Annotated in this window: 8 protein-coding genes; 4 read left to right on the top strand and 4 right to left on the bottom strand. The window is 73.0% G+C overall.

Annotated features, from left to right (window positions below):
- Nucleotides 1–160 precede the first annotated feature (160 nt).
- Nucleotides 161–1,282 (top strand): glycosyltransferase, encoded by a 1,122-nt coding sequence (locus BUB75_RS34585; protein WP_218617951.1) that lies wholly within the window; start codon nucleotides 161–163, stop codon nucleotides 1,280–1,282.
- A 12-nt stretch (nucleotides 1,283–1,294) separates the two neighbouring features.
- On the opposite strand, the gene BUB75_RS34580 is transcribed toward BUB75_RS34585, so the two are convergent.
- The gene (locus BUB75_RS34580; protein ID WP_073263290.1) at nucleotides 1,295–2,152 is read right to left on the bottom strand and encodes a phosphotransferase; all 858 of its coding nucleotides are present in this window, start codon (nucleotides 2,150–2,152) and stop codon (nucleotides 1,295–1,297) included.
- A gap of 73 nt (nucleotides 2,153–2,225) precedes the next feature.
- Between BUB75_RS34580 and BUB75_RS34575 the strand changes: the two genes are divergently transcribed.
- Complete coding sequence (locus BUB75_RS34575) at nucleotides 2,226–3,005, top strand: YveK family protein (protein WP_073263288.1); 780 nt, start codon at nucleotides 2,226–2,228, stop codon at nucleotides 3,003–3,005.
- A gap of 30 nt (nucleotides 3,006–3,035) precedes the next feature.
- Here BUB75_RS34575 and BUB75_RS34570 read toward each other — a convergent pair whose 3' ends face one another.
- Nucleotides 3,036–4,589 carry a sugar transferase gene (locus tag BUB75_RS34570; RefSeq protein WP_073263286.1) on the bottom strand — a complete coding sequence of 518 codons (1,554 nt, stop codon included), beginning with the start codon at nucleotides 4,587–4,589 and terminating at the stop codon, nucleotides 3,036–3,038.
- Between the two features lie 259 nt (nucleotides 4,590–4,848).
- Here BUB75_RS34570 and BUB75_RS34565 point away from each other — a divergent pair, with 259 nt between their 5' ends.
- Both BUB75_RS34565 and BUB75_RS34560 read left to right on the top strand, forming a co-directional pair.
- The gene (locus BUB75_RS34565) at nucleotides 4,849–6,039 is read left to right on the top strand and encodes a hypothetical protein (protein WP_073263284.1); all 1,191 of its coding nucleotides are present in this window, start codon (nucleotides 4,849–4,851) and stop codon (nucleotides 6,037–6,039) included.
- Nucleotides 6,036–6,587 carry a YveK family protein gene (locus tag BUB75_RS34560; RefSeq protein WP_073263282.1) on the top strand — a complete coding sequence of 184 codons (552 nt, stop codon included), beginning with the start codon at nucleotides 6,036–6,038 and terminating at the stop codon, nucleotides 6,585–6,587. The genes BUB75_RS34565 and BUB75_RS34560 overlap by 4 nt, the downstream gene beginning before the upstream one ends.
- Here the strand turns inward: BUB75_RS34560 and BUB75_RS34555 are convergent.
- Both BUB75_RS34555 and ppc read right to left on the bottom strand, forming a co-directional pair.
- Nucleotides 6,561–7,496 carry an aldo/keto reductase gene (locus tag BUB75_RS34555; RefSeq protein ID WP_073263280.1) on the bottom strand — a complete coding sequence of 312 codons (936 nt, stop codon included), beginning with the start codon at nucleotides 7,494–7,496 and terminating at the stop codon, nucleotides 6,561–6,563. The two genes, BUB75_RS34560 and BUB75_RS34555, sit on opposite strands and share 27 nt — an antisense overlap.
- A 176-nt stretch (nucleotides 7,497–7,672) precedes the next feature.
- Entirely contained in the window at nucleotides 7,673–10,462 is a 2,790-nt protein-coding gene (gene ppc / locus BUB75_RS34550) for a phosphoenolpyruvate carboxylase (RefSeq protein WP_084742078.1), read from the bottom strand.
- Nucleotides 10,463–10,505 lie beyond the last annotated feature (43 nt).

The following is a 10,505-nucleotide window of genomic DNA, read 5'->3' as shown; positions in this document are numbered from 1 at the left end:
TGCGGGCCCGCCCCGGCGTGGCGTGGCTCGCGTCGGTGGCTCCGGCTGTGGCACGCTCACTGGTCGCCTGGGTCGTTTTAGTCTCTTTACGACGATAAAAGCAAGAACGAAGACTTTGTGTACTGGAGGGTTATTAGTGTCGTCCGTCCAGGTTCTGCATGTGTCCCATGCCGTCAACACCGGTCTGGCCCACTGCGTCGGGGACTATGTCGAGTACCAGGCCAAGCACGGCGTGCACGTGACCGTCGCGTGCCCCGGCGGGCGGCTCGCGGCGCTCACCGGTGCCCGCGGCGCGGACGTCGTCACCTGGCGCGCCGCGCGAGGGCCGGGGCCGGGGATGCTGGCCGAGGCCCAGCAGTTCCGGCGGATCTTCGAGGACATCCGGCCGGACGTCGTCCACCTGCACTGCGCCAAGGCCGGGCTGATCGGGCGGGCAGTGCTGCGTGGCCGGGTTCCGACCGTCTTCAGCCCCCACGCCTGGTCGTTCCAGGCGGTAGACGGTGCGCTCAGACGCCTGGTGCTCGGCTGGGAGAGACACGCGATGAGGTGGACGGACGTCGTCGTCTGCGTCAGCGCGGCCGAGCGGGACACCGGGGTAGCCCACGGTCTGCGCGGCCGGATGGAGGTGCTGCCCAACGCCGTGCTGCCGGGCGCCGTGGAGCCGATCCGGGCGCGTTCGCGCCAGGAGGTTCGGGAGTCGCTCGGGGTCGAGCCCGGCGTCCCGGTGGCGGTCTGCACCGCCCGGCTGGCCCGGCAGAAGGGTCAGGACGTACTGATCGACGCGTGGCCCGCGGTCCGGGCGGCGATCCCGGGTGCGCGCCTGGTGCTGGTCGGCGACGGGGTGGCCCGGCCGGCGCTGGAGGCCGCGGTCGAGGAGGTCGGCGCCGAGGGTGTCCACTTCACCGGCCCGGTGGACCGTTCCATAGCCCTGAGCTGGCTTTACGCGTCCGACGTCGTGGTCTGTCCCTCGCGCTGGGAGGGCATGTCGCTGGTGCCGCTGGAGGCGATGGCGCTCGGGCGTCCGGTGGTCGTCACCGCGGTCGACGGCATGGCCGAGTCGGTACCGCCGGGAACCGGGTGGATCGTGCCGCCGGAGGATCCGGAGGCGCTCGCCGGGGCCGTCGTGACCGTGCTCACCGATCACGAGGCCGCCCGCGCTGCGGCAGACGCCGGCCGGCGCCGCGCCGCGTTGACGATCGGCGACGACTCGTCGGCGAGGTTGCTCGACCTCTACGGCGAACTACTCCGCGGACGCCGTCCCCCGGCCACCGTGAGCAGCTGACCGGCGCGGGCTTCACACGGGCCAGGCGTCCAGCGATCGCGCCACCGCCCGGGCCTCCGGCTGGATCGTCCGGGCGTGGTCCAGGTCGGCCCGGTGCCGGTCGGCCCGCTGGCCCTTGACGTTCTCGCCGAGCAGCCGCAACGCCAGATAGAGCGCCAACGTCCCCACCGCCCGGTGCTCGCCGGGCGGTGTCAGGGCCAAGAGCCGGTCGAGCAGCGCGTCCCGGTCGGTGCGGTGCGGGAGCAGCGTCCAGAGCCGCAGCAGGTCGCCGTGTTTGGGTCCGTGCCCCAGGTACTCCCAGTCGACGACGTGGACGCCGCCCTGCTCCGGACACCACAGCGCGTTGCGGTGGTAGAAGTCGCCGTGCGCCACCGGGACGCTCGGCAGTGCGGCGGCGGCCCGGCGCGCCGCCAGCCAGAGCCGGGTCGGAACCCCGCCCAGCGCGCCCCTGGCCAGCCGGATCGGCGCCGCCCACCGGGGTGACGTCCACCGTGCCGGGGGTGGACCCGGCTGCGGTGGCGGCGAACCGGCGATCCGCAGCGCGGTCGTGACCGCGGCGTCCAGGAACTCGGTGCCGGTGGGTGGGTGCGGGCGCCACCACTCGGCGACCATCCAGCCGCCGCCCGGGTCGGCGTCCAGTACCGGGACGGTCGGCACGCCGACCTGCCGCGCCCATTCGCGTCCCCAGAGTTCTCGGCGCAGCCGCAGCCTGCCGGTCTCGGTCGACGCGACCTCGACCACCACCCCGTCGCCGAGCAGTCGCTGGACCGGCCGCCGCGGCCCCGCGAACGCAGCGGTTCGCAGCGTTTCCGGCGGAATCCCCGCGTCGGTCAGCAGCGTCCGGACGGCAGGCGGGAGGGAGGGGGTCACGGGTCGGCAGCCTAAGGGACGAAGATGGGTCAAACTATACAAAGAGCGCAAAACCTCACTGAAGGGACTCGTCTTGACCACCCTCGACGCCCCGCCGCCCGCCCGGCACCGCCCGCCGGCCCTGCTCCGTGGCTGGCTCTTCTTCCTGGTAACCGCGGTGGCGGTGCTGGGTGGGGCGGCCGCCCACGTCGTCACCAGGCCGGTGACCTGGTCGGCGCAATCGGTCATCGCGTTCGTCCCGGTGGGGGAGCGGCCGGTGAGCGCGACCTCGGTGACGCTGATGGTGCCGCGGTACGTCGCCTACGCGGCGTCGCCCTACGTCGTGCGGCAGGCCGCGGCTGCGGTCGGGGTGCCGTCGACCGAGCTGCAGGGCGGGCTGAACGTCACGATGCCCGCGACGACCGCAAACGTGGCGATCACGGTGTCCGGCCGGTCGGCGGCGGTGGCGGCCGAGGCGGCGAACCGGATCGCGGCGCTGGTGGTGGAGCGGGCGTCGGCCGATCCGGTGCTCGCCGCGCGGATGCTCGCCGAGGCGACGGTGCCGACGAGCCCGGCCGGGCCGGGCGAGAGCACGCTGCTCGGTGGGGCGGCGGTCGGGGCGTTGGTGGTCGGGGCGTTCGCGGCTTGTGGAGTGCGGTGGTACGTGCGGCGCCGGTATCCGCCGGTCACCGTGCCGGTCGTACCTCCGTCGATGCGACGCCCGGGCCCCGACACCGTGCTCGGCACCGCGGCCCTGCCCCGGCCGGTCCCGCCGGAGGACACCGTCGAGATGCCGCCGCTCGAGGAGCAGGACACCGTCGACTTCGACCCGGCGACCGTGGTCACCCGGTCGGCCACGCCGAGCAGCCGCTGAGCTGGGTTCCGGGGGCGGCCCCCCGGAACCTCAGTACGCGCCGTCGCGGGAGAGCACCGCGGGCAGCGTCCGGCGGACGATGTCGATGTCCATCGCGAGCGATCGGTTCTCCACGTAGCGCAGGTCGAGCCGGACCGCTTCCTCCCACGGCAGGTTCGACCGCCCGCTGACCTGCCAAAGCCCGGTCATCCCCGGCTTCACGAGCGTGCGGCGCCGGTAGTCGGGCGGCATCTGCTCGGGTGGAGTCGCGGTGGGTCGCGGCCCGACCAGCGCCATGTCGCCGCGGACGACGTTCACCAGCTGCGGCAGCTCGTCGAGCGAGAGCGCGCGCAGGATCGTGCCGACCGGTGTGATCCGCGGGTCGTCTCTGACCTTGAACAACGTCCCGGCGGTGTACTGGTTCGCGCCGGACAGCGCGTCCTTCAGCGCCTCGGCGTCCGCGACCATCGTCCGGAACTTCAGCAGCCGGAACCGCCTGCCGCCCTGGCCGGTACGGAGCTGGGTGAAGAACACCGGCCCCGGGCTGGTCAGCTTCACCACGAGCGCGACGCCGAGCAGCAGCGGCGACAGTGCGACGAGCGCCGCGGCGGCGATCGCCCGGTCGACCAGGTACCGCAGCGCGATCCGGGCCCCGTCGTACCGGGGCGGCGTGACCTCGACCAGCGTCGCGTCCCCGTAGGCCCGTACCGACACCCGCTCCGGGCTGACCGGCCACAACGGGGTGACCGCGACGCCGACTGCGTGCTCTTCCAAGCGCCAGGAGAGCGCCCGGAGCGTGTCCGGATCGCACTCGCCGGTGACCACCACGGTGTCCGCGCCGGTCCGCCGCACGGTGTTGATCACCGCGTCCATCGCCCGTCCCGGCTCGTCGTCGGCGCGTGCGGTCGCGTCCACGACCGGCAGGCCACGCCCGCCGGGTAGGCCGGTCACGGTCAGCGCCGACAGGTCGACGGTTCGCTCGGCCTCGCCGGGTGCGTCGTCCCAGTCGGCGGAGTTCCATCCGGTGTGGCCGAGGTCGGTCACGCACGCCGCGGCGATCGTCGGCGCGTGGACGTCACGCCGGGCAGAGGCGCAGTAGCGCCGCACCGCGTCCTGCGGGCCGTAGAGCACCACCGGAGCAGCCGCCAACGCCCCACCGGCGCGGGTGAGCTGGGTCAACGCCGTCCGGGTCAGCGCGACCGCGAGCGCGGTGGCCGGGACGGCCACCAGCATCAGCGCGCGGACGCCGGACTGCGGGGCGACCGCCGTCGCGACGCCCACCACGGCCCACAGCGTCACGGTCGTCACCAGGATGGCCTTGGCGTCGCACAGCCGGATCTTCAACCGGCGCCGGTGGTAGGCACCGACTGCCCAGGCGGTGAGCGTCCAACCCGCAGGCACCGCCAGCGCTTCCTGGAGCGGTAGTGCGTCGAGGAGCCCGCCGAGTGCGACCGCGGTCGCGACCGCGGCCACGGCGTCGCAGGCGGCGACCGCGGCTCTGCGCAGGGCGTCCTGGCGGTCGGCCGGCGTCGCCTGCGCTGCCGCCTCGACCGCTTCGGGGATTCTGGGTAGGACGAGGGTGTCGGTGACCTGCTCCGCGGTCATCTGGCGACTCCCGGTCGCGTTTCGGAATCGGCACAGCTGGTACTCCGGACGCCCCGGTCGATCATCCGTCCCCCTCGTATCCGGCGAGGGAGCCGAGGAAGGACGTCGCCCCGTCGCCCACCGCCTTCACGCCGCGAAGTTCGCAAAGTACGCGAACTGGTACTTCCTGGACAGTCAAACGCATAACTGGACTTTTAGGTACGGGGCAACACTAAACGGCTGAAGACGGTAGCCTCAGGGCGCACAGGAATTGCCGGGCGTGCCCGGCGGGGCGGACGCGGAGGCGCGGGTGGGTGGTCCGGCGACGCGGGCGCGGGTGATGTCGTGGGTGACCGCGCTGCTCGCCGTAGGGCTCCTCGGCGCGAGCGCGGGCCACGTACGCGCCGACGACGGGTCGCGGACGACGTACGGCGCGCCGTCGACACGCTGCACGGTCACCGATCCCCGGCTCGACCAGGTCAGTGGCATGGCGGCCAGCCGCGGCGCGCTGTACGTGGTCAACGACACCGCGCCGGTGACGGTCTGGCAGCTCGACGGCCGTTGCCGCGCCGTGCGGCAGACGATCCTCACGCTCCCGACCGCCCACGATCCGCGGGCCACGTTGCGCGCGAGCGGCACGAAGGCCGTCGACCTGGAGGACATCGGGCTCACCGCGGACGGCGCGCTCTGGCTCGCCGACACCGGTGGCAACACCAGCAGCCGCAACGCGGTGTCGCTGTACCGCTGGGTACCAGGCCGGACGCTCGACTCGGCCCGCGCCGGCCAGCCGGTGACACGGGACAACCCGATCCCTACGGTCAACGCGGTCAGCCGGTACGACCTGCGCTACCCGGACGGCGCGCGGGACGTCGAAGCGCTGCTGGTGACGCTGACCGGCCAGGTCGTGCTCGTGACCAAGGTCCGGACCGGGGTCGCCGGGATCTACGCGGCTGACCTGCCGCTGGAGCCGACGAGCACGCTTCGCCGGGTCGGGACGCTCGATCTGCGTCCGTTGCTGCCGGGGCGCACCGGGGACGCGCTGGCGGTCACCGGCGGCGCGGTGTCCCCGGACGGCGTCCGCTTCGTCCTGCGTACCCCCGGAGCGGCCCTGGAGTGGGACGCGCCGGACGGCGACGTCGCCCGCGCGTTGCGGACCGGCGTCCCGCGTCAGATGGCGCTCGGCCGTGCGCCCCAGGGCGAGGCGATCACTTACACCGACGACGGGACGGCGCTGCTGACCGCCGGTGAGCAGGTGCCGAGCCCGCTCGGGCAGGTGGCGATCACCCGCACGCCCGGCCCGGCACCGGTGTTCGGCCCGGTCGTCCCGCCCGCGGTGCTGGCCGGAGCCGGGGCGAGCGTCCTGCTCACGGCCGGCCTCGGGCTGCTCGCCTGGCGCCGCCGCACTCCGCCCCCTCCGGCGGCACCCGTCGAGACGGAGCAACGCGAGCTCGCGGAGGCGATCGCCCGATGAACCGTGGCTCACCGCTCGCACTGGTGGTCGCGCTGGTCGTCTGCCTGGCCGCGACGTCGGTCGGCTACGTCCACGCGCAACCGGACACCTACACCAGCACCGCGGTCCTGAGCCTGTCGCCGCGCGACACCGGGGAAGTCGGCTCGGACGACCTGACGCTCGCCGCCAGCCGGTACGTCGCGTACCTTTCCGCCCCGGCGACGCTGGAGGGCGTCGCTACCACGCTCGGCCTCCGTCGGGGTGTCGTCGCGAAGAGCGCCCACGTCGTGCAGCAGCCGGCCACGGTCAGCCTGCGGATCAGCGTCACCGGCCCGGACGCCACGGGCGGCGCCGAGGTCGCGAACGCGCTCGCCCGCGCCGGCGTGCGGCAGAGCGTCGACGATCCGCAGGTGATCGCCGACCTGATCGTGCCCGCGGTGGTGCCGGTCGCGCCCAGCGGACCGCCCCGCCGGATGTTGTACCTGGTGGGCGGCTCTGGCGCGCTCTGCCTCGGCGTCCTGGCGATCCTCGCGCTGGGTTACCTACGGCCCCGGGTGCGGACTCAGTAGCTGCTGCCGAGCGGCGAGGTCGTCGAGGTCTTCCGGGGTCAGCACCAGACGGGCCGCGCCGACGTTCTCCTGCAGGTAGCGGCGGTGTTTGGTCCCGGGAATCGGGATCACGTGCTCGCCCTGCGCCAGCACCCACGCGATCGCGATCTGCGCCGGCGTCGCCCAGTGCCGCGCCGCCACCTCCCGCAGCAGCCCCAAGGTCCGGTTCGCCGAAGGCCCACGGCCCTCCGGTCCCCGGCCTTCCGGCCCCCGGGCCGGAAGCTCACGGGCCGCGGTGACCGCGCCGTTGAGCACGCCACGGCCCAGCGGTGCGAACGGCACGAACGCCACGCCGTTGTCCCGGCACCAGTCGAGGACCCCGGCCTCCTGCGGATCCCTGGTCCACAGCGAGAACTCGGACTGGATCGCGGTGACCGGGTGGATCGCGTGTGCCTCGGCGGCCTGCTCGACGGTCACCTCGGACAGCCCGAGGTGGCGCACCTTGCCCTTCTCGACGAGCGACGCCATCGCGCCCCAGCTCTCCGCGAGCGGCACGCCCGGATCCACCCGGTGCAGGTAGTAGAGGTCGACGGCGTCGTCACCGAGCCGGTAGAGGCTCGCGTCGATCGCGGTCTCGATGTGGTCGGGGGAGCCATCGGCACCTCCCGGCACGAGCCCCACCTTGGTGGCCACCGTGACCTCGTGGCGATGCTTGCGTAACGCGCGGCCGACGATCTCCTCGTTGGAGCCGGCGCCGTACACGTCGGCGGTGTCGAAGAACGTCACACCGTGGTCGAGCGCGGATGCGATGACCGCGACCGAGATGTCGTCATCCCTGGTCGAAGCCGAATAAGACCAGCTCAGACTCATGCAGCCGAGCCCGACCGCGCTGACGCGCGGCCCATCTGTGCCGAGTGTTCTCGCCTTCATGGCAAGTCCTCCGCCAATGCGCTGCACGCCGACGACAGAATCGTGTCGTCGGCGTTACGGACAGGACGGGGACCGCGCGGTCGGCATTGACCGAACGGCGCCGAGGCGACAGATCGAGCTGTCACCTGACATGTGCGGTGAGCCGAATACTACGCGCGGAGTCCCCTTCCCGCGGCCTAGCCGGTGTTACGCATCCCGGCTGCGACGCCGTTGATCGTCAGCAGCAGCGCACGCTGCAACTGCGGGTCGTCCTCGTTCGCCCGGTACCGCGCCAGCAGCTCGATCTGCAGGTGGTGCAGCGGCTGCAGATACGTGTCGCGCACCGCCAGCGTCCGCTGCAGGACCGGCTGGGCGTCGAGCAGCGCCGGCTCACCGGTGATCCGCAGGATCTCGGCCACGCTCCGGTCGTGCTCGGCGACGATCTTGTCGAAGATGTGCCGCAGCGCCGGATCGACCAGCCGCTCCACGTACCGGCGGGCGATCGACAGGTCGGTCTTGACCAGCGTCATCTCGACGTTCGACACGAACGTCCGGAAGAAGTGCCAGCGGGCGTAGGCGTCGGCGAGCAGGTCGCCGAGCCCGGCCTCCCGAGCGGCGGCCAGCCCGGTGCCGACCCCGTACCAACCCGGCACGATCTGCCGGGACTGCGTCCACCCGAACACCCACGGGATCGCCCGGAGCCCGGCCAACCCCGACCCGGTATCCGGACGCTTCGCCGGACGCGACCCGATGTTCAGCGCGCCGAGCAACTCGGCCGGCGTCGAGGCCCAGAAGTACCGCGGCAGGTCGGGGTCGTGGATCAGGTCGCGGTACGCCTGCTGCGCGGGCGCGGCCACCTTGTCCATCAGCTCCGACCAGGCGTCGAGGTCGGCCTGCGGCTGCCGCGGCTCGGTGTGCAGCAGCGTCGCCTGCAGCACGGCCGCGACCGTGAGCTCCAGGTTCTCCCTGGCCAGCGCCGACACCGCGTACTTGTCGGAGATGACCTCACCCTGCTCGGTGACCTTGATCGCGCCGTCGAGCGTGCCGTACGGCTGCGCCAGGATCGCCTCGTGGGTCGGGCCACCACCGCGGCCGACCGTGCCGCCGCGTCCGTGGAACAGCCGCAGCCGGACGCCGTGCCGCTGAGCGACGTCCCGCAGCGCCCGCTGCGCCCGGTGGATCTCCCACTGCGACGACGTGATCCCGGCGTCCTTGTTCGAGTCGGAGTACCCGAGCATGACCTCCTGGACGTCCCCGCGCGCGGCGACGATCGTCCGGTAGGCCGGGATCGAGAGCAGCTGGTCGAGGATCTCGCCGGCCGCCTTCAACTCGGCGACCTGCTCGAGCAGCGGCACGAACCCGATCCGTGCCAGGCCGCTGTTGACGTCGACCAGCCCCGCCTCGCGGGCCAGCACGGCCGCCGCGAGCACGTCGTCGACGCCCTCGGTCATCGAGATGATGTACGACTCGATCACCTCGGGCCCGAACTGGTCGAGGATCTCGCGGACGGCGCCGAACACGCCGAACGTCTTCGCGCCCGCCTCGTCGAGCCGGATGTCGGCACCCGCGAGCGGACGCCGTCCCGCCAGTTCGCGACCGAGATACGACGTGCGGGCCTCGCGGGTCAGCTCCGCGTACGGCACGTCGAGTTCGGCGACGTGGTCGACGAACTGCGCGAGCGCCTGGTGGTGGGCGCCGGAGTGCTCGCGGATGTCGAGCGTCGCCAGGTGCAGCCCGAACGCCGAGACCGTGCGGATCAGCTTGGTGAGCGTGCCGTTCGCGATCAGCGTCCCGCGATGCTCGAGCAGCGACCGCCGCATCAGCTCCAGGTCGGCGACCAGCTCGGTGGAGCCGAGGTAGTCACGGCCCGGCTGGTGCGGGGTGTTGCGGGCCAGCCGCGCCCGGGTGTTGGCGAGCTTCGTCCGCATGCACCGGATCTTCAGCCGGTACGGCTCGGTCGCGTTGACCCGCCGGTAGCGCGCCTCCAGCTCGGGCAGGTTCGCCAGGTCGGCGGCGACGCTCTCCAGCAGCTCCGGCGACACCTCGACGACCTGGTCGGAGACCGACAGTTCCTCGACCAGCGCGGCCAGCCCGGCGTCGGTGTCGCGGATGCCGTACTCGTGCTGCAGCCGCAGCACATCGAGGGTGACCTGGGCGGAGACGAACGGGTTGCCGTCCCGGTCACCGCCGATCCAGCTGCCGAACGTCAGCGGCGTCGCGGTCGGCGGCACCTCCACGCCGAGGTCGGCCAGCGTGTCGGCCAGCTCGGTCAGCACCTCGGGCGCCGCGTCGGCGTGCAGGTCGTTGAGGTAGTAGATCGCGTTGCGGGCCTCGTCGGTGGGCTCCGGCTTTTCTAGCCGCAGCTCGTCGGTCTGCCAGAGCAGGTCGACGACCTCGGCGAGCTCGCGGTTCGTCCGCCTGCTGACCGGCCCGTCGCTGATGCCGGACACCGCGGCCTCGGTCGACTCCGCCTCCAGCAGGTCGGCGACCCGGCGCAGCTTGGCCAGCGTCGAGCGGCGTGCCGCCTCGGTGGGGTGGGCGGTGAACACCGGACGGATCGCCAGGTGCTCCGCACCGGTCGCGATCTCCTCCGACGTCAGGCCGCGTGCCTTGATCAGGCGGGCCGCCCCGTCCAGCCAGCCACCCTGGGTCGCCCGGCGGCGGCGCAGCTCGCGGCCGCGATGCGCCTGCTCGGTGATGTTCGCCAGGTGGAAGTACGTGGCGAACGCCCGGACCAGCCGGATCGCGGTCGGGATGCCGATGCCCGACAGCGCGTCCGCGGCGGCCGCGGCGTCGCTGCGGGCGGCTGCCCGCACCTTCTCGACCAGCTCCAGCAGATCGGGCCCCTCCTGGCGAACCAGCGTCTCGCCGAGCAGGTTGCCCATCCGCCGGATGTCGGCGCGCAGCTCGCGGTCGGCCTGGTTCGCGTCGTCGGGCGTGACGCTGCCCAGCCCCCACAGGTCAGAGGGCACGGCCGTGTCGGGCATGACGACTCCCCGGGCTAAGGTCGGACTCCAGGGACCTCGATGT

This window comes from Cryptosporangium aurantiacum (assembly GCF_900143005.1).
Lineage (GTDB): Bacteria > Actinomycetota > Actinomycetes > Mycobacteriales > Cryptosporangiaceae > Cryptosporangium > Cryptosporangium aurantiacum.
Note: the sequence above shows the minus strand (reverse complement) of the source record. Positions and strands in the feature narration are given on the sequence as shown.